The 17,719-nt window shown below is 65.2% G+C and carries 14 protein-coding genes; 9 read left to right on the forward strand and 5 right to left on the reverse strand.

Annotated elements, in window-relative coordinates; translation table 11 throughout:
* The first annotated feature begins 6 nt into the window (after positions 1 to 6).
* Positions 7 to 1,305: a DUF1593 domain-containing protein gene (locus tag LQ564_RS19100; RefSeq protein WP_231059700.1), complete on the forward strand. Its 1,299-nt coding sequence runs from the start codon at positions 7 to 9 to the stop codon at positions 1,303 to 1,305.
* 38 nt (positions 1,306 to 1,343) lie between these two features.
* Here the strand turns inward: LQ564_RS19100 and LQ564_RS19105 are convergent, their stop codons facing one another.
* From LQ564_RS19105 to tssK, 5 genes are read right to left on the reverse strand one after another with little or no spacing between them, the layout of a single operon-like run.
* Positions 1,344 to 2,213 (reverse strand): hypothetical protein, encoded by an 870-nt coding sequence (locus tag LQ564_RS19105; RefSeq protein ID WP_231059701.1) that lies wholly within the window; start codon positions 2,211 to 2,213, stop codon positions 1,344 to 1,346.
* Positions 2,210 to 3,262, reverse strand: coding sequence for a DUF2515 family protein (locus LQ564_RS19110; RefSeq protein WP_231059702.1), 1,053 nt, complete (start codon positions 3,260 to 3,262; stop codon positions 2,210 to 2,212). The genes LQ564_RS19105 and LQ564_RS19110 overlap by 4 nt, the downstream gene beginning before the upstream one ends.
* Positions 3,263 to 3,297: 35 nt before the next feature.
* Entirely contained in the window at positions 3,298 to 6,075 is a 2,778-nt protein-coding gene (locus LQ564_RS19115) for a type VI secretion system Vgr family protein (RefSeq protein WP_231059703.1), read from the reverse strand.
* Positions 6,075 to 6,842, reverse strand: coding sequence for a type IVB secretion system protein IcmH/DotU (icmH, locus tag LQ564_RS19120; protein ID WP_231059704.1), 768 nt, complete (start codon positions 6,840 to 6,842; stop codon positions 6,075 to 6,077). The genes LQ564_RS19115 and icmH overlap by 1 nt, the downstream gene beginning before the upstream one ends.
* Positions 6,843 to 6,852: 10 nt before the next feature.
* Positions 6,853 to 8,193 carry a type VI secretion system baseplate subunit TssK gene (gene tssK, locus LQ564_RS19125; RefSeq protein ID WP_231059705.1) on the reverse strand — a complete coding sequence of 447 codons (1,341 nt, stop codon included), beginning with the start codon at positions 8,191 to 8,193 and terminating at the stop codon, positions 6,853 to 6,855.
* Positions 8,194 to 8,424: 231 nt separating this feature from the next.
* Between tssK and LQ564_RS19130 the strand changes: the two genes are divergently transcribed.
* Genes LQ564_RS19130 through tssH form a run of 8 tightly spaced genes read left to right on the forward strand, consistent with a single transcriptional unit; the run spans position 8,425 to position 17,718 of the window.
* Positions 8,425 to 9,048: a tetratricopeptide repeat protein gene (locus tag LQ564_RS19130; protein ID WP_231059706.1), complete on the forward strand. Its 624-nt coding sequence runs from the start codon at positions 8,425 to 8,427 to the stop codon at positions 9,046 to 9,048.
* 34 nt (positions 9,049 to 9,082) lie between these two features.
* Positions 9,083 to 9,595, forward strand: a complete 513-nt coding sequence (gene tssB, locus LQ564_RS19135) for a type VI secretion system contractile sheath small subunit (RefSeq protein WP_231059707.1) — start codon at positions 9,083 to 9,085, stop codon at positions 9,593 to 9,595.
* A gap of 40 nt (positions 9,596 to 9,635) precedes the next feature.
* A complete protein-coding gene (gene tssC / locus LQ564_RS19140) occupies positions 9,636 to 11,099 on the forward strand; it encodes a type VI secretion system contractile sheath large subunit (protein WP_231059837.1) in 1,464 nt (487 codons plus the stop codon).
* Positions 11,100 to 11,134: 35 nt separating this feature from the next.
* The gene (locus tag LQ564_RS19145; RefSeq protein ID WP_231059708.1) at positions 11,135 to 11,626 is read left to right on the forward strand and encodes an Hcp family type VI secretion system effector; all 492 of its coding nucleotides are present in this window, start codon (positions 11,135 to 11,137) and stop codon (positions 11,624 to 11,626) included.
* A gap of 26 nt (positions 11,627 to 11,652) precedes the next feature.
* Complete coding sequence (gene tssE / locus LQ564_RS19150; protein ID WP_231059709.1) at positions 11,653 to 12,138, forward strand: type VI secretion system baseplate subunit TssE; 486 nt, start codon at positions 11,653 to 11,655, stop codon at positions 12,136 to 12,138.
* Positions 12,139 to 13,983, forward strand: a complete 1,845-nt coding sequence (gene tssF, locus LQ564_RS19155) for a type VI secretion system baseplate subunit TssF (protein ID WP_231059710.1) — start codon at positions 12,139 to 12,141, stop codon at positions 13,981 to 13,983. It abuts the gene before it with no gap.
* On the forward strand, positions 13,947 to 15,044 hold the full coding sequence (gene tssG / locus LQ564_RS19160; protein ID WP_231059711.1) for a type VI secretion system baseplate subunit TssG: 1,098 nt from the start codon (positions 13,947 to 13,949) through the stop codon (positions 15,042 to 15,044). Before tssF ends, tssG begins: the two co-directional genes overlap by 37 nt.
* A gap of 40 nt (positions 15,045 to 15,084) precedes the next feature.
* On the forward strand, positions 15,085 to 17,718 hold the full coding sequence (tssH, locus tag LQ564_RS19165) for a type VI secretion system ATPase TssH (RefSeq protein WP_231059712.1): 2,634 nt from the start codon (positions 15,085 to 15,087) through the stop codon (positions 17,716 to 17,718).
* Position 17,719: the final 1 nt, after the last annotated feature.

Here is a 17,719-nt window from a genome sequence, read left to right on the forward strand (position 1 = left end):
ATGGCCATGCATCGCCGCCATCTGCTTGCCCTGCTCGCCATGTCGCTGCCGCTGTCCGCGGCCGCCCTTGCGCCGGCGCCGTCCACCGGCGTGAAGCCGCGCGTGATCGTCTCCACAGACATCGGCGGCACCGACTTCGACGACTTCCAGTCCCTGGTCCACCTGCTGCTGTATGCCGACGCCATCGAGCTCGAAGGCCTGATCGCTTCGCCCTGGGGCGAAGGGCGCGAGCGCAAGCGCCACCTGCTGGCGATCATCGACGCCTACGAGAAGGATTATCCGAACCTGAAGACCTGGTCGCCGGCCTATCCGACGCCCGCCCGGCTGCGCAGCATCTCGAAGCAGGGCGGCCTGGACCTGGCGCCGCCGCCGGGCTGGACCCGCCCGACCGAAGGCTCGGACTGGATCGTCCAGCAGGCGCGCAAGGACGATCCGCGCCCGCTGTGGGTGCTGCTGTGGGGCGGCTTCGAGGACCTGGCCCAGGCCCTGCACGACGCGCCCGACATCAAGCCCAGGCTGCGCGTCTACATGATCGGCGGCCCGAACAAGAAGTGGTCGAACGCGGCCTACGACTACCTGGCGCGCGAGCATGCCGACCTGTGGATCATCGAGAACAACGCGACTTACCGCGGCTGGTTCACCGGCGGCGACCAGTCGGGAGACCTGGGCAATACCGCCTTCGTCGAACGCCACGTCAAGGGCGCGGGCGCGCTGGGCGACTATTTCGTCGGCATCGCGCCGCAGATCAAGATGGGCGACACGCCGTCGCTCAGCTACGTGCTGGGGACGAACCCGGAGGATCCGACTCGGGAAAACTGGGGCGGCAGCTTCGTGCGCGCCTGGGACCGGCCACGCATGGTGTTCGACGGCGCGCCGCCGGAAGGAACCGTGGTCGAGACCTTCGCCATCATGGAGCTGCGCTACCGCCCGGCAGGCAAGGCGCCGGCCGCGCCGCGCGCGACGCTCATCGTCGACAAGCAGGAATTCCCGGGCTTCCCCCAGCCGGACGGTTCCTGGCTGTTCCTGTTCTCGCCCAAGGAAGTCAAGGCCTGGACCTACCGCATCGCCAGCAACCATCCAGGCCTGGACGGACAGTCCGGCGGCTTCGCCTCGCGTAACCCGGCGCCCGAGCTGGCGCGCCAGCCCTCGAGCCGCTATCCGAACTGGTGGACCGACGACCCCGATCCGCGCCTGGCCGAGGGGCAGCACCAGGGTGCGAAGACGGTCAGCCGCTGGCGCGATGCCTTTCTTCGCGATTTCGCCAAACGCTTGCGCCGCACGCAAGCGCCGGCGCCAGCGAAATGAGGAGCGCCAGCCAGGGTGGATACCCACTCCATATCAACTCATCGCGGCAGGGGCGGGTCGGTATAGCTGGAATCGATTTTGAATCCTTTTTTAATTGCTATTTGCTCCAATTGTTGGCGCCGCTCAGTGCTTTCTTCGATGGCGGATGGGAGCAGTGCTCGCCAATTTTCCCTCTGATCCGGTGCAACAAATGACCGATAATACTCTTCGTCAGTTCTTATTTTGAGGTTGATCACATATGCTGAACGTCCGTTGTCCGTTTTCAAGATTTGGTCTCGAGTAAAGCTCAAGTCGATGAAAGTTCCATCTGCATAAAATGCCCAAGTTGAAAGATTTTCCAGCTTTACCCATTCCTCGAGCGTCGGCTGGTAGTCGGCGCTTAACGTCGTATCTTCTCCCGACACGAGCATGAAGGACAGTACATCCTTGCTGAAGAGTCTGGGCGAGGAAAAAGGGATGGTCGACTTCCAGCCGGCGAGTTTTAATTTCTCGATGACTGAAAAAATATGGGTTCTAGCCTCAGCGTCGCTGATTCCGTTCGGACCAGTGATTCCGCAGACGACGTAGAATTCGTTAATTCCTGCGCTCTTGTCGCTATCGTCTTCCGTCCCTAATACATGGAGAACATTCTCGAATGTTACGCCATGTTTGCCGTGCACAAGTCTCACAGTGCCTTTATTGTTTGACGTCCAGTTGAGTTTGTAGAAAGAAAGGCCAGCAGGTTGCCGACTGACGGTGACTGAAGACGGGTACTTTTTTTCCAGTGATTCACCCGATGCCCCCAGCGCGATCTCAACGCTGCCATTACTATTGGTCATATTGTTTTGCTCCTTGTTGAATCCGTATCTGGCGCCGGTTCCAATCGCCAGCAGAACCAATGCCAGAATCAAGATGCGCGTGAATCTCATCTTATAGCCTCAACAGCGGAGCGGATCGAACTGTTAAGCTTTTCCCCGACCTCCTTCGCTTTCTCGGCGAAGGTCTTCGAGTCAGGCATGTCTACCCATCCTGCCATGGTTCGCAATTCATTTTCCATGTACGAATTTTTGCGTTGCATGAGCGTATGGAACATTCCTGCAGCACTGACGATCCACGCCATCCTCATTTCGAGATTCTCGAGTTCTGTTCCATCTGGTGCTACCGATTTTAGTGTTCCATCTTCGATGCTGCACGAATGGTGAAACACCAGTTCGATAGGTGGAGTCGCCCAATTTACCAGTAGATTTCGCTGAAATCTTATGCGTGCAGCAAATGACTCATTTTTGTAAATCAAGGGCTGAAGGATGATGCCTTGCTCATGATTCGCGATTGCAAGGAGATGTTTGAACTGAATATCAGCACGCCGAGGTGGGGCGGCCTGCTCATATTTTGTAACTTCTTCGAAACCGGCGATGATTTCGTTTGATACGCGCAGATTATTTATTATCGGCAGCGCCTCTTTGCTCCAGGGTAGATAGCTCAGCTGGCTCTTGATTTTCCCTACGAGTTGGTCGGTGTTTCGGCTCTTCAAGCACTGGGTGAAGGAACTTGGATACATGTTCCGATACCAATGCCACCCACTGATGTCGAAGAATAACCAGAAATTGCCTTTTCCAAGGCCCTCCCAGACGGTGCTATCGACATGGGTCATTCTTTTTACCTGCCAGGCATCGAATGTGCACGCAACTGTTTTACTCGCGAACGCGCCTAATGCCATCCAATAGTACCTGCCTTTCTTTTCGGGAGATCCGCCATCCTCGATCTCGAGATAGAAACGTGCGTAGCTGGCTGAAATCCGCCTTGCGCGAACCGCGTAGTCCCTGACAAGTTTGCCTCGACGTTCTCCAGTTTGGGTACATAGCCTGATCGTGCTGAATTGATGTGCAAGCGACCACATCGTGTTGCAATTGCAGTCGATCGTTACGCGTGAACTGGAGGTCGTATTGGTCTGCGCCGAGACGTTGGTAGGGTCACTCATCGAAATTTCTTTCTCGGAATCGAGGAACAGATTCTTTATTCTTCAATTTCAAACCATTGCAGGGAGAATTTCAATTCTTCGCTGTTGTCGGTCGCGATGCGGTCGGTTTCGCCATTCAGGTCGGTTTGCTGGGCAATTTTTCCGTCGGGAGCCTCCACGATATACGGCATGCCTTTCAGCGGCACGCCGCTCGGATCACGGAGGACAAAGGCTTCATCGTAAAATCTGACGCTTGTGTTAGGAAGTTTATAAAGGTCAGCCGGTACGCTGGCACCGCGTTCAAACACATGCTGGCTTCCCTTTACGGAAAACTCTCCTGGACAGGCAAACGTGATGTTTGCCCCATCCAGGGTGATCGACGACTGCCCCGCTTGCAGCACGATCTTTTGCTTCGCCTTGATCTCGATGCTGTCGTTCGCGGACACCACCACGACTTCCTTGTCGGCCAGGATCTCCAGTTGATCCGTATGCGCCTGCAGCGATACCGGCCCATTGGCCGCGAAGGCCTGGACGCCGCCCTCATGTGCATACAGGTTTGCCGCTGCCGCCGCCACCGTCGACACGGTATAGGCGGCGCTCATGTGCGTATCGCCCTGCGTGGTCCAGTGCAGTTGCTGCCCCGCGAACAGCACGGTGGATGCCGGCGTCGCCCAGTTGACGTTCGTCGGCGCACCCATCAGCACGTGGGGTTTGGCGAAGCGCTCCACCGGCGCGCCGGCGTCGAGTTCGCGCGCCCCCGCCTTGCCCTTGAGCGCCTCCTGGCCGTTGACGGCGCCATCGAACTTGCCCTTTTCCTTTGGGTCGATATCGGCCATGAAGGCATCGAACGCCTCGCGCGTCGCCTTGCTACTCAGCGCCTTCTGGGCGGTGGCGGCGTCCAGCAGGGTGGTGTCGCGCTTTTGTGCCGACTTCAAGCCAGCCAGGCTCTCCCCAGCATCCATCTGGGTCGACGTCACACCAGAACCCTGTGCCGCGCGCGCGTGAGTCGTGAGCAGCACGCCTTCGGCCCCGCGCACCAGGCCCCAGGCCTCGGTGCGGAGTTCGAAGCCGCTGCCGCGGTAGGCGCCGCGCTGGGCGCCACCCGGCGACTGCTCGATCAGGTAGCCGAGGTTCAGTTGGGAGGTCGCGGCGCTGCTGGCCAGGCGCATGCGCAGCTGGCCGCGGGTGTCGTCCAGCTGCCACTGGTTGTAGCCGGCGCCGTCGAAGCCGCGCGTGTGGATGCCCGAGATGGTGCCCGCATGGTTGACGCCCGAATCGACGCCGGCGGAAAAGGGGGGCACGTCAGGGCCGTTGTAGAGCTGGGCCACGACCAGCGGGCGGTCGATGTCGTTCTCGAGGAAGTCGACCAGCACCTCGGTGCCGATGCGCGGGGTGAACTGCGAGCCCCAGTTGGGGCCGGCCAGCGCCTCGGCCACGCGCACCCAGGCGCCGGAACGTTCGTCGCCGGGCGCGGCGCCGGTGGCGTCGACGTCGTGCGGCATGCCGCCGGCGTTGCTGCCCTGGCCGCGCTGCCAGGCGAACTGCACCCGCACCTGGTGGTCGCGCACCGTGGTGGCGATGGCGTCCTGAACGCCGACCACCAGCGCGGTCTGCGGCCCGAGCGCCGTGTGGGCGTGCGGCAGGGCGGTGGCGCGCGGCACGATGGCGACGCTCTCCCTCACGCAGCCGAAGCGGTTGCGGTAGGTGCCGGGCTCGATCCAGCCGGCGCGGTCGGCGCCGGCGACGCCGGTATCGATATTGTTTCGGGCCTCGTGTTCCACCCACAGCGTCTTGAAGGCATTCTCTCCTTCAGGATAGCGCTCGTGCTGCGCCAGCGTGAAGCGGTGGCCCGGCGCCAGGCGCCGCACCGCGCCCTGGCCCTCGAACACCTTGTTGTCCAGCTCCAGCGCGCGCAGCATCAGCTGGGCATGGCCGTCGGCGCCGCTGCTGGCGATGCGTTCGCCGGCGCCGTCGTAGACCGGCAACGGCGGCAGCTCTCCCGCGTCCAGGCTGGAAGCCAGTTCCGCATTCGGCGCCTGCAGCTGCGCCGGGTCCCAGCTGCTGATCGTCACCGCATTGGCCGCCGCCTGGCGCCGCGCGCCGAAGCCGTCGATGGCGTCATCGCGATCGGTGGCGCGCATGCCGTGGAAGCGCAGCACGGGGTTGCCAGGGGTGTCCGGCGCCTCGGCCTGGCTGTCGAAGATCACCAGCTTGTGGCGCGACTGGCCGTCGCCGCTCGGCTCGGCCTGGTCGTGCTCGAAGCGCCAGGACAGCCCTTCGGAAACCATCAGCCGGACGAAGAAATCGTAGTCGCTCTCGCGGTACTGGGTGCAGACCGGCCGCACCGCCAGCTCCTGGGAGACGTCGAACTCGAAGCGCAGCTGCGGGTAGTCGGCGAACAGTTCGGTGACGATGTCCTGGACATTCTTGTCCTGAAAGATGTAGCTGTCGCGGCGCAGGCGCAGCAGGGCCAGCGCCGGTTCCAGCAGCAGGCGGTAGCGCGCCACGCCGCCGTCGGCGCCCAGCCACTCGGCCGCCGTGCACAGGCCGTGCCAGGCGCGGCGCGAGTCGTCGGGCTGGAGCAGGGTGACGGTGAGTTCCTCGCCGATGAAGGCGTCGAGATCGAGGTCGGTCGAGGTGCTGAGCGCGTCGACCTCGAAGGCGTAGGGTTCGCCCACCGCTTCGCGTCCGCGCACCCGCTCGGCCATCAGCGCTTCCGGCAGCGCGCCGTCCTGGCTGCTGGCGAGCGTCACCAGGCGCGCATGCTGGGACAGCTTGGTGCCGAAGCGGCCAAGCGCCTGGCCTGCCGCGGCAAGCAGGTCGCGCGAGTCCATCAGGGCAGGGTGATGGTCAGGTTGGCCTGGCGCGGCGCCATCTTGACCACGTCGTTGTGCGCCGCCATGCGCTGCTCGGTATTGCCGGCCAGGGTGGTGCGCAGGCCGATGTAGCCGAGCGCGCAGATCAGCGCGAACACCGTGAACAGCACCCACAGCGGCAAGTCGTTCCTCAGCTTGTGCACGACCTGGTCGGGGCGCTCGGCGTGCGGCGCGAAGCCGCCGCGCTTGCCCTTCATGCGCGCGATCTCCTCCCCAAGGCGCGAGGTGTAGTAGTTCAGCTTTTCGCTGCCCTCCAGCGCGTAGCGGCCCTGGAAGCCGAGCAGCAGGCACATATGGAACACTTCGAGCGCCTCCAGGTGGGCGCTGCCGCGCGCGCGCAGCGCTTCCAGGCGGTTGAAGAAGTTCTCGCCCGCCAGCTGGTCGCCGAACAAGGTCAGTTGCAGCGGGTTGGTGGCCCAGCGGTCGGCGATGGTGAAGCGGCTGCGCAGGATGATCTCGTCGACCGCCGCGCAGAAGGCGTACTTGGAGGCGTCGATGTCGTCGCTGGAAGCGCCCTGTCGCTTGGCCGCGCGTCCGAACTCGTCGAGGAACTGGGTCATGCGCGCGGCGAACTCGCCGTCGTTCTTGGGCGCGTTGCCGTTCTTGAGCATGAAGAGGGCGTAGAAGCCGTCGTACATCAGGTCGAGCAGCGTCTGGGGCGCCTGGCTTTCCGTCGCCGGGACGGGGCCGGCGCCGATCAGGGAGGGAGCGGTCATGGTGTTCATGGCGTGTCTGTCAGGCGGTTACGGCGACGAGTTCCAGGCGCAGGTCGTTCATGCTCGAGGGGACGAACACGGAGACCGACTGCGCCTGCAGCATGCGTTCAACCATCTGGCCCTTGGCGTCGACGACGAAGTAGACGGTGTCGGGGCGTACCGGCACCGCGGCCGGCACCTGCGGCGCGTGCTGCAGGCGCACGCCCGGCATCGCGGCCAGCACGAACTTGTCGACGTCGTCCGGCGCGCCGACCTTCAGGCGCAGCGGCACCGCGTTCACCAGTTCGGCGAGCGGCATGGTGCTGGTCACCGCCAGGTAGAAGGCGGTCTTGTCGTCGATCTTGCCGGAGTCGAGCTTGCCGAGGTAGTAGGACGGCCGCACTTCCTCCAGCGCGATCGAGAAGTATTTCGAGGAGATCACGGTGTCGATCAGCTCGCGGATGATGGCGTACAGCTTCGCGAAACCCGGGCCCGGGTCGGCGTGCTGGTAGACCGGCAGGTCGGACAGCTGCCAGCTCTTGGAGAACGTCATCAGCGAGCCGGCCAGGCCGAGCAGCTGCTCGTACAGGCGCTCCGGATGCAGGCTCGGATGGTGGAAGTAGTGGGTCAGCGAGGCGTACGCCGTGCTGGCCGTGTGCAGCAGCCAGAACGAGGACATGTCGCCGGAACGGTATTCGATCACGTTGCGGCTCGGCTCGCGGTGGTGGCCGTACAGGGCGCTGACCTTGGCCTGCAGGGCGTCGAGCAGGCGCCGCAAGCCATTGACCACGCTAGCTGCGCTCTGCACCGCCACGCTGGGCGGCACGAATTCCGGATCGAGCTCGAAGCCGCCGGTGGCCACGCGGCGCAGGCGCAGCAGCGCGAAGCTGGTGTAGGAATCGCGCGGTTCGTGTTCCGGGACCAGGCGCACGGTCTTCTTCAGGTAGGCCAGCTGGGCGTGCGCGGCCTGGGTGTAGAGGTCGGGCGTTTCGCGGTTGTCCTGCAGGTAGCGCGCGCTGTCCTGGGGCTGGCCCGGCTGGGCGAAGTTGCCGCCGAAGGGCTTGAAGGCGGGCAGGGCGGCGTAGAAGGTCACGCTCTGCTGGTTCTGCAGCAGGGTGGAGAGGTCGATGCTGTCCGGCAGGGCGTCGCTGGCGGGGGCGTCGACCAGTTCGCCGTCCTGGAAGCGTACAGACAGAGCCATGACTCTCAGTACATTACTCGCCAGCGCCTCGGTATCGACTTTCAGTAATTTTACCCCCCATGCATAAGGATGGGCCAAGGCAAGGCTCTCGTGCAGGCGCCGCTCGTGATACTGGTCCTGCTGCTGGAAGTGCTGGGGGCGCAGAAGCAATCCCTCGCCCCATAAGACTTTGCTCGTCATGCGGTCCTTTTCCCTATGAGACGGCGCGCGCGGGCCGCCAAAAATTGGGCTGATAGTAACATTTCCCCATTTCTCAAGTGACACAGGATTTCAATCGTGCGCGGGGTTGCAGCGCGTGAGAATTTGTGAGTTTCAATTGAAAATGGGGAATTCTTGGTTTCTGGTATTGTGCCGCGGAACCAGCAGTATTTAACAAAAGTAATAACTTAAAGTTACCCGTAGAGGATAGGCATGACCCTCAGCACTTTCTATATTCCTGCCGCATGGAAGCGCATCGGCGCCGCCGCCGGCCTGGCGCTGCTGCTCGGCGCCTGCAGTTCCACCCCGACCGCGCCGAGCGGCCCGCCCAAGCTCGACGAGCTGCTGGCGCAGGCCAGCCAGGCCGCCGCCAGCGGCAACAAGGAGCAGGCGGTCACGCTGTGGAAGCAGGGCGCCGCCGCTTACCCGGCCGAAAAGACCCCCTGGACCCACATCGCCCAGACCCGCTACGAGGCCGGCCAGTATGGCGACGCGATCCAGGCCGCGCTCGAGGTGCTGGTGCGCGACCCCAACGACAAGCTGGCCAACAGCATCGTCGCCATCAGCGGCCTGCGCCTGTCGACGCGCGCGCTGGGAGACCTGAGCCGCCAGAACAACCTGTCCGGCTCGATCCGGACCGAATCGCAGGAGCTGGCCAAGCTGCTGCGCGAGAACCTGGGCGAGACGGTGCTGGTGCCGCCGGCGCCGGCGCCCGCGCCGGCCGCGCGCGAGCGCGAGCGCGAACGCCCGCAGGCCCCGACCCGCACCGCGAAGAAGCCGGCCAAGGGCGGCAAGACCGCGAGCTCCGGCGCCAATCCCTTCGAGGGCCTGAACTGAAGCAGTTCCAACGACTCCACCACAAGAGGAAACCATGTCCAAGTCCGAAAGTGCCCAGAAGCGGCTGCAGAAGATCCGTCCGCCGCGCGTGCAGATGACCTACGACGTCGAGATCGGCGACGCCATCGAATCCAAGGAAGTGCCCTTCGTGATGGGCGTGGTCGGCGACTTCGCCGGCAAGTCCGAGGTGGAGCAGAAGCGCCTCAAGGACCGCCGCTTCGTCAACGTCGACCGCGACAACTTCGACGAGGTCATGAAGGGCATCGAGCCGCGCACCGCCTTCACGGTCGAGAACACCCTGGCCAAGGACGACAGCCGGATCGGCGTGGACCTGACCTTCCGCTCGCTCGACGACTTCCGTCCCGAAGCCGTGGTGGAGCAGGTCGAGCCGCTGCGCAAACTCCTGGAAGCGCGCACCAAGCTGGCCGACCTGCGCAACAAGATGGCCGGCAACGACAAGCTCGAGGATCTCCTGAGCGACGTCCTGAACAGCACCGAGAAACTGGCCGAGCTGGGCCAGCAAGCCAACGTCAAGAAGGAAGACTGACATGTCCGCCGTAGTCACGCCAGGCGTCAATGCCGAAGTCATGCAAACAAGCGCGCAAACCAACGAGACCGCGCTGCTCGACCAGATCGTCGAGCAGAGCAAGGTGGCCAAGTCGAGCACCGAGCATGCGCGCGCCAAGGACCTGATCTCCGAACTGGTGAGCCAGGTGCTGGACGGCACCGTGGTGGTGTCGAACAACCTGGCCGCCACCATCGATGCGCGCGTGGCCGAACTCGACCAGATGATCTCGGAACAGCTCTCCGCCATCATGCACGCGCCCGAGTTCCAGAAGCTGGAATCCAGCTGGACCGGCCTGCACTACCTGGTCAAGAACAGCGCCACCAGCACCAACCTCAAGATCAAGATGCTCAACGCGACCAAGCGCGAGCTGGTCAAGGACTTCCAGAGCGCGCTCGAGTTCGACCAGAGCACCATGTTCAAGAAGGTCTACGAAGAGGAATTCGGCACCTTCGGCGGCGCGCCCTTCGGCGCCCTGATCGGCGACTACGAGATCACGCGCCAGCCGGAAGACATGTACTTCGTCGAGCAGATGTCGCACGTGGCGGCCGCCGCCCACGCGCCCTTCATCTCGGCCGCCTCGCCGGAGCTGTTCGGCCTCGAGACCTATGCGGACCTGGGCCGCCCGCGCGACCTGGCCAAGGTCTTCGACACCGTCGAATACGCCAAGTGGAAGTCGTTCCGCGAGTCGGAAGACGCGCGCTACGTCGGTTTGACCCTGCCGCGCTTCCTGGGCCGCCTGCCGTACAACCCGCTGGACGGCGCCACCACCGAGGGCTTCAACTTCGTCGAGGACGTGGACGGCAGCGACCACCACAAATACCTGTGGTGCAACGCGGCCTATGCCTTCGCCACCAAGCTCACCGCCGCATTCGAGGACTTCGGCTGGTGCGCGGCGATCCGCGGCGTGGAAGGCGGCGGCCTGGTCGAGAACCTGCCGACCCACACCTTCAAGACCGACGAGGGCGAAGTCGCGCTGAAATGCCCGACCGAGATCGCGATCACCGACCGCCGCGAGAAGGAACTGTCGGACCTCGGCTTCATCTCGCTGGTCCACTGCAAGAACACCGACTACGCCGCCTTCTTCGGCGCCCAGTCGGCCCAGAAGGCCAAGAAATACAACTCGGATGCGGCCAATGCGAATGCGGTGCTGTCGTCCCAGCTGCAATACATCTTCGCGGTGTCGCGCATCGCCCACTACATGAAAGCCATGATGCGCGACAAGATCGGCAGCTTCGCCGCCGCGTCGAACGTCGAGGATTTCCTGAACCGCTGGCTGGCGCAGTACGTCCTGCTGGACGACAACGCGAGCCAGGAGCAGAAGGCGCAGTTCCCGCTGCGCGAAGCGTCGGTGCAGGTGTCGGAAGTGCCGGGACGTCCAGGCGTGTACCGCGCGGTCTCCTTCCTGCGTCCGCACTTCCAGCTCGACGAGCTGTCCGTTTCCCTCCGACTGGTCGCGGAGCTTCCCGCATCGACCAAATCGTAACCGCGTAATCGTTCACTACATCTGAAAGGAACACCATGGCAATCGACGTCTACCTCCAAATCGACGGGATCAAGGGCGAATCCGCCGACTCCGGCCACAAGGACTGGATCGAGGTGAAGTCCGTCAACTGGGAAGTGCTGCAGCCGAAGTCGGCGACCGCCTCCACCGGCGGCGGCCACACCGCCGAGCGCACCGAGCACAAGGATATCGTGATCTCCAAGCTGGCCGACCTGGCCACCCCGCTGCTGCTGCAGAACTGCTCGTCGGGCAAGACCCTGCCGAAGGCCAAGCTGGAATTCCTGCGCGCCGACGGCCAGGGCGAGCGCGTCAAGTACTTCGAGATCGAGCTCGAGAACGTATTGATCAGCAGCGTGGCGCCGTCGGTGCAGCCGGGCGACATCCTGACCGAAGACCTGAAGCTGAAGTACTCCAAGGTCAAGTGGAAGTACACCCAGCAGAAGGTCGGCGGCGGCGCCGGCGGCAACACCTCGGGCGGCTGGGACCTGTCGGCCAACAAGACCGCCTGACCGGCCGCGAACAAGGGGAGGAGGGCATGCAGGGCTACGTTCCGGGACTGATGGACCGCCTGATGGACGGGCCCGCGCATGGCAGCCGCAGCGCTTCTCCCCTGCGCATGTCGATCGAAGAACTGAAGGACTCGGTCGCGCGCGATCTCGAAGCGCTCCTCAACACCCGCGTCGCCATGCCGGAGCTGGCGCAGAAGCAGTTCCCGGAGTGCCGGCGTTCGCTGGTGACCTACGGTCTTCGGGATTTCGCCGGCCGCTCGCTCTCGAGCTTCGACGACCGCGCCCACATCTGCGCCTGCCTCGAGGCGGCCATCGCGCGCCACGAACCGCGCCTGCGCAATGTGCGCGCCTCGCTGGAACTGCGCGACGACGCGGTCAACTGCCTGAATTTCTCGATCACGGCGCTGCTGGTGGTGCATGCCGCCCAGGAGCCGGTCAATTTCGACGCCGTGCTGCAACCCACCAGCCAGCATTACACGATCAGCCGGGGGCGCCGCGCGGCAGGAGTCTAGATGGAAGAACTGCTGCCGTACTACGAAAGCGAACTGGGGTTCCTGCGCCGCTACTCGCGCGAATTCTCGGAGCGCTACCCGAAGATCGCCGGACGCCTCCTGATGGGCGGCGAGGTGTGCGAGGACCCGCACATCGAACGCATGATCCAGGCTTTCGCCCTGCTCAATGCGCGCGTGGCCAAGCGCCTGGACGACGACTACCCCGAATTCACCGAAGCGCTGTTCGCGGTGCTGTACCCGCACTACCTGCAGCCGTTCCCATCGTGCTCGATCGTGCAGATGGACTACGCCGCGGCCGCCAGCCAGCTGAGCAGCGCCACCCGCGTCGAACGCGGCACCGTGCTCACCAGCCGCAAGGTGCGCGGCGCCGACTGCAGTTTCAGGACCGCCTATCCGGTCACGGTGGCGCCGGTCGCCTTGACCGCGGCCGGCTTCAACCCGATCCTGGAAGCGCCTGCCGCGGTGCGCCTGCCGCCCGGCGCCGGGGCCGGCATCAGCATCACCCTCACCGGCAGCTCGCCCCAGGCCGGCCTGCGCCAGCTTGGCCTCGGCAAGCTGCGCGTCTTCCTCGACGGCGAAGCCTCGTTCTGCGCCGCGCTGCGCGACGCGCTGTTCATGCGCAGCGTGTCCGCCTGGGCCGAGGACGGCGCCAGCGGGCGCTGGATCCAGCTCGACGCCGTGCCCCTGCTGCCGGCCGGCTTCGACGAGGCGGACGGCCTGATCGACTTCCCGGCGCGCTCGCACGCGGCCTACCGCCTGCTGACCGAATACTTCAGCTTCCCGGAAAAATTCAACTTCGTCGACATCGATACCGACGCCTTGCTCGCGCGCCTGCCGCCAGGGTGCCGCGCGGTGACCCTGCACCTGGCGGTGTCAGGCATTCGCGCCGATTCGAACCTGGCGCGCATGCTGGGCACCTTGTCGAACCAGAACCTGCGCCTGGGCTGCACCCCGGTGGTCAACCTGTTCAGGAAGCGCGGCGAACCGATCCGCCTGACCCACACCAGCGCCAGCTATCCGGTGGTGGCCGATGCGCGCCGCGCGTTCGCCTACGAGGTGGTGTCGATCGATTCGGTCAACCTGGTGCGCCAGACGCCGCAGGGCGAATCGATCGTCCGGTTCCGCCCCTTCTATTCGCTGCGCCACGGCCAGACCCCGGAAAAGAACGGCCACTACTGGGTGATGCGGCGCGACCCGACGGTGGCGCTGCAAAGCCCCGGCTACGAGACCGAGATCTCGATCGTCGACATCGACTTCGACCCGGCCGCGATCGAGACCGACACCCTGAGCCTGGAGCTGACCTGCACCAACCGCGACCTGCCGGCGCTACTGCCCTGGGGCCAGCGCGGCGGCGACCTGTTCATGGAGGGCGGCGCGCGCGTCGGCGCCATCACCTTCCTGCGCAAGCCGACCATCTCGCAGCGCTTCGAGCAGGGCGGCGGCGCGCACTGGCGCCTGATCTCGCACCTCTCGCTGAACCACCTCTCGCTCAGCGAGGGCGGGGTCGAAGCCTTCCGCGAGATGCTGGCCATGTACGACCTGCCGCGCTCGCCCGCCTCGCAGCGCCAGGTCGGCGGCATCGCGGCCATCGCCTACAAGGCGACCCACGCCTGGCTGCCCGGGAACCCCTTCGCCAGCCTGGTGCGCGGCATGGAGGTGCGCCTCGCCATCGACGAGGAAGCCTTCGTGGGCAGCGGCATCCATGCCTTCGCCCACGTGGTGGAACGTTTCCTGGGCCTGTACGTGCACGCCAACAGCTTCACGCAACTGGTGGTCGTGTCCAGCAAAACCGGAGAAGAGCTATTCAAATGCAGCCCCCGAAGCGGCGATTCGAGCCTGCTGTAATCCAGCGCCTGTTCGCCCAGCCGCAGCGCTTCCAGTACTTTCAGGCGGTGCGCCTGCTCGAACTCTGGTTCAAGCGCCACGGCCTGGTCGGCGCCGGCGCGGTCGCGCGCCACCTGCGTTTCGAGAACTCTACCCGCCTGAGCTTCCCGGCCAGCGAGCTGGAAGCGCTGCGCGCCGACCCGCCGGAGGCGGCGCCGGGCCGCGTTGTACCTGAGGGCGAAGAGGCGCCGCGCCTGCAGTACATCCGCATCACGCCGGCCTTCATGGGCCTGCTGGGCGGATCGGGCGCGCTGCCGGCCCACTACACCGAGCGCATCGCCGGCCAGGTGCTGCACGATAAGGACGAGGCGCCGCGCGCTTTTCTGGACACCTTCTCGAACCGCTCGCTGGCGTTGTTCTACGAAGCCTGGCGCAAGTACCGGCTCGAGCTGAAGTACCAGGTCGAGGGCCGCGACGGCTTCCTGCCGCTGCTGCTGTCGCTGGCGGGGCTGGGCCCGCAGGCGCTGCGCCGGCGCTTCATCGACGAGAGCCACGGCGAGCTGCTGGACGAATCGATCGGCTACTTCGGCACCAGCATCCGCCACAAGCCGGCGTCCGCGGTGCAGATCGCGCGCGTGCTGTCCGAGTACTTCGGCGAGCAGGTCAGGGCCGAGCAGTTCGTCGGGCGCTGGTACGACGTGCCAGAGGAGCAGCAGAGCCGCCTGGGGTACGGGGCGTCGCTGCTGGGCGCGGGCGCGATGGCGGGCACCCGCGTGTGGCAGCGCGACCTGTGCATGCGCATCGTGGTCGGCCCGCTGCGGCGCAGCCGCTTCGATGCCTTTCTCCCGGGCGGCAAGGCGGCGCGGGCGCTGTCCAGCATGCTGTCGATGATGACCGGCGTGACGCTCGAATACGAGATCCAGCTGGTGCTGCACGGCGAAGACGTGCGCCCGACCCTGCTCGACCCCGAGAACGGCATCGGCGCCGGCCGCCTCGGTTGGGACAGTTTCATGGTGAGCGCCGAACAGGACTCGCCGATGCCGGACCGTGACGACGTGCGCTACGACGTCCACGCGCTATGACACTACCGATTAATCCTATCGACCTGCAAGGAACCTCGGCATGAGCCTGAACCTGAAGACCCTGATCGGCAAACTGAACGACACCTGCCGCAATGCCGCCACCCGCGCCGCCGGGCTGTGCGTGGCCGCCGGCCAGTACGAGGTCGATCTCGAGCACCTGTTCCTGGCGCTGCTGGAGCAGCCGAAGAGCGACTTCGCCATCATCGCGCGCCAGAGCGGCATCGCGGCCGGCATGCTGGAAGCCGATTTGCAGGCCGAGGTCGCGCGCCTCAAGACCGGCAATACGCGTACGCCCGTGTTCTCGGCGCGCCTGCCCAAGCTGTTCGAGCACGCCTGGCTGATCGCCTCGCTCGACATCCCGGCCGGCCGTCCCGCCGCGATCCGCAGCGGTCACCTGCTGCAGGCGCTCTTGAGCGATCCGGAACTGTCGCAGCTGGCCTACCGCGGCTCCAGGCTGTTCGACCGCTTCGACGTCGACCAGATCAAGCACAATCTCGACAAGCTGGCGGCCGGCTCGCAGGAAGCCGTGAGCGTGGAGCCGAAAGCCGAGGAAGGCAGCGACCCGGTCGGCGAGCTGACGACGGGCGCGGCATCGAAGACGCCGGCGCTCGACCAGTTCACCACCAACCTGACGCAGCGCGCGCGCGACGGCAAGGTCGACCCGGTGATCGGGCGCGACATGGAAATCCGCCAGGCGGTCGACATCCTGATGCGGCGGCGCCAGAACAACCCGATCCTGACCGGCGAGGCGGGCGTCGGCAAGACCGCCGTGGTCGAGGGGCTTGCCCTGCGCATCGCCCAGGGTGACGTGCCGGACGTGCTCAAGGGCGTCGAGATCCACACCCTCGACATGGGCCTGCTGCAGGCCGGCGCCTCGGTGAAGGGCGAGTTCGAGAACCGCCTCAAGAACGTGATCGACGAAGTGAAAAAGAGTCCGCACGCGATCATCCTCTTCATCGACGAAGCCCACACCATGATCGGCGCCGGCGGCGCCGCCGGCCAGAACGACGCCGCCAACCTGCTGAAACCGGCGCTGGCGCGCGGCGAACTGCGCACCATTGCGGCCACCACTTGGGGCGAGTACAAGAAGTATTTCGAAAAGGATGCCGCGCTGGCGCGCCGCTTCCAGGTGATCAAGGTCGAGGAGCCGAGCGAGGAACTGGCCTGCGCCATGCTGCGCGGGATGGCGCCGCTGATGGAGCAGCATTTCGGCGTGCGCATCTACGACGAGGCGATCACCGAGGCAGTACGTTTATCGCACCGCTATATCATGGGCCGCCAGCTGCCGGACAAGGCGATCAGCGTGCTGGACACCGCCTGCGCCAAGGTGGCGCTGGGCCAGAACGCGACGCCGGCCCCCATCGAAGACACGGCGCGGCGCCTGGAACGGATCGAGGCCGAAGCCGCCGCGCTCAGGCGCGAGCAGGCCAGCGGCAGCCAGCATGGGGCGCGCCTCGAGGAGCTGGAACGCGAGGCGGCGTCCCTGCAGGACCGGCATGCCACCCTGGGCGCGCGCTGGGAAAGCGAAAAGGCGCTCAGCAGCCGCATCGTGGAAGCGCGCCGCGCCATCGAGGCGGGCGAGGGCAAGGGCGGGGATGTGCAGGCGCTGGCGGTAGAACTGCGCGCGCTGCAGGGCGAGACGCCGATGGTCCCGGTGCAGGTCGACGGCCATGTGGTGGCCGAGATCGTCGCCGGCTGGACCGGCATCCCGCTCGGGAAGATGGTCAAGGACGAGATCAAGACCGTCCTGAACCTGAAGCCCATGCTGGAAGAACGCGTGATCGGCCAGCCGCATGCGATCGAGGCGGTGGCCCAGCGCGTGCGCACCGCGCGCGCCAACCTGGACGACCCCAACAAGCCGAAAGGCGTGTTCCTGTTCGTCGGCCCCTCGGGTGTCGGCAAGACGGAAACCGCGCTGGCGCTGGCTGACGTGCTGTATGGCGGCGAGCGTAAACTCATCACCATCAACATGAGCGAATACCAGGAAGCGCACAGCGTCTCCGGCCTGAAAGGCTCGCCCCCGGGCTACGTCGGCTACGGCGAAGGCGGCGTGCTGACCGAGGCGGTGCGGCGCACCCCCTACAGCGTGGTGCTGCTCGACGAAGTGGAAAAGGCGCACCCGGACGTGATGGAGCTGTTCTTCCAGGTCTTCGACAAGGGCGTGATGGACGATGCGGAGGGGCGCGAGATCGACTTCCGCAACACCATCATCATCCTGACCTCGAACGTCGCGTCCAGCGTGATGATGCAGGCCTGCCTGAACAAGGCCGAGGAAGCGCTGCCGGCGTCCGATGCGCTCGAAGAGATGATCCGGCCTTATCTCGTCAAGCAGTTCAAGCCGGCCTTCCTGGGCCGCCTGAAAGTCGTGCCCTACTATCCGCTGTCGGACGACGTGCTGGCCAACATCATCGAGCTGAAACTGCGCCGCATCGGCGAGCGCATCGCCGCCAACCACAAGGCCGCCTTCGAGTACGACGAGGCGCTGGTGGAAGCGGTGCTGGCGCGCTGCACCGAAGTCGATTCCGGCGCGCGCAATGTCGACAACATCCTGAACGGCACCCTGCTGCCGGAGGTGGCGGAGTCGGTGCTGGCGCGCATGGCCGAGGGCGGGGCGATCGAGCGCATCGCGGTGACCGCCGATGCGGACGGCAAGTTCAGCTACGCGATTGCCTGAC

It is taken from the genome of Massilia phyllostachyos, from assembly GCF_021044825.1.
Taxonomy (GTDB): Bacteria; Pseudomonadota; Gammaproteobacteria; order Burkholderiales; family Burkholderiaceae_D; genus Telluria; species Telluria phyllostachyos.

What these genes read in the sequence shown, in the direction of transcription:
- LQ564_RS19145 (WP_231059708.1), top strand. Translation starts at nt 11,135, where the DNA reads ATGGCAATCGACGTCTACCTCCAAATCGACGGGATCAAGGGCGAATCC.
- LQ564_RS19115 (WP_231059703.1), bottom strand. Translation starts at nt 6,075, where the DNA reads ATGGACTCGCGCGACCTGCTTGCCGCGGCAGGCCAGGCGCTTGGCCGC.
- tssK (WP_231059705.1), bottom strand. Translation starts at nt 8,193, where the DNA reads ATGACGAGCAAAGTCTTATGGGGCGAGGGATTGCTTCTGCGCCCCCAG.
- tssC (WP_231059837.1), top strand. Translation starts at nt 9,636, where the DNA reads ATGCAAACAAGCGCGCAAACCAACGAGACCGCGCTGCTCGACCAGATC.
- LQ564_RS19105 (WP_231059701.1), bottom strand. Translation starts at nt 2,213, where the DNA reads ATGAGATTCACGCGCATCTTGATTCTGGCATTGGTTCTGCTGGCGATT.
- LQ564_RS19130 (WP_231059706.1), top strand. Translation starts at nt 8,425, where the DNA reads ATGACCCTCAGCACTTTCTATATTCCTGCCGCATGGAAGCGCATCGGC.
- tssB (WP_231059707.1), top strand. Translation starts at nt 9,083, where the DNA reads ATGTCCAAGTCCGAAAGTGCCCAGAAGCGGCTGCAGAAGATCCGTCCG.
- LQ564_RS19100 (WP_231059700.1), top strand. Translation starts at nt 7, where the DNA reads ATGCATCGCCGCCATCTGCTTGCCCTGCTCGCCATGTCGCTGCCGCTG.
- tssH (WP_231059712.1), top strand. Translation starts at nt 15,085, where the DNA reads ATGAGCCTGAACCTGAAGACCCTGATCGGCAAACTGAACGACACCTGC.
- LQ564_RS19110 (WP_231059702.1), bottom strand. Translation starts at nt 3,262, where the DNA reads ATGAGTGACCCTACCAACGTCTCGGCGCAGACCAATACGACCTCCAGT.
- tssF (WP_231059710.1), top strand. Translation starts at nt 12,139, where the DNA reads ATGGAAGAACTGCTGCCGTACTACGAAAGCGAACTGGGGTTCCTGCGC.
- icmH (WP_231059704.1), bottom strand. Translation starts at nt 6,842, where the DNA reads ATGAACACCATGACCGCTCCCTCCCTGATCGGCGCCGGCCCCGTCCCG.
- tssG (WP_231059711.1), top strand. Translation starts at nt 13,947, where the DNA reads ATGCAGCCCCCGAAGCGGCGATTCGAGCCTGCTGTAATCCAGCGCCTG.
- tssE (WP_231059709.1), top strand. Translation starts at nt 11,653, where the DNA reads ATGCAGGGCTACGTTCCGGGACTGATGGACCGCCTGATGGACGGGCCC.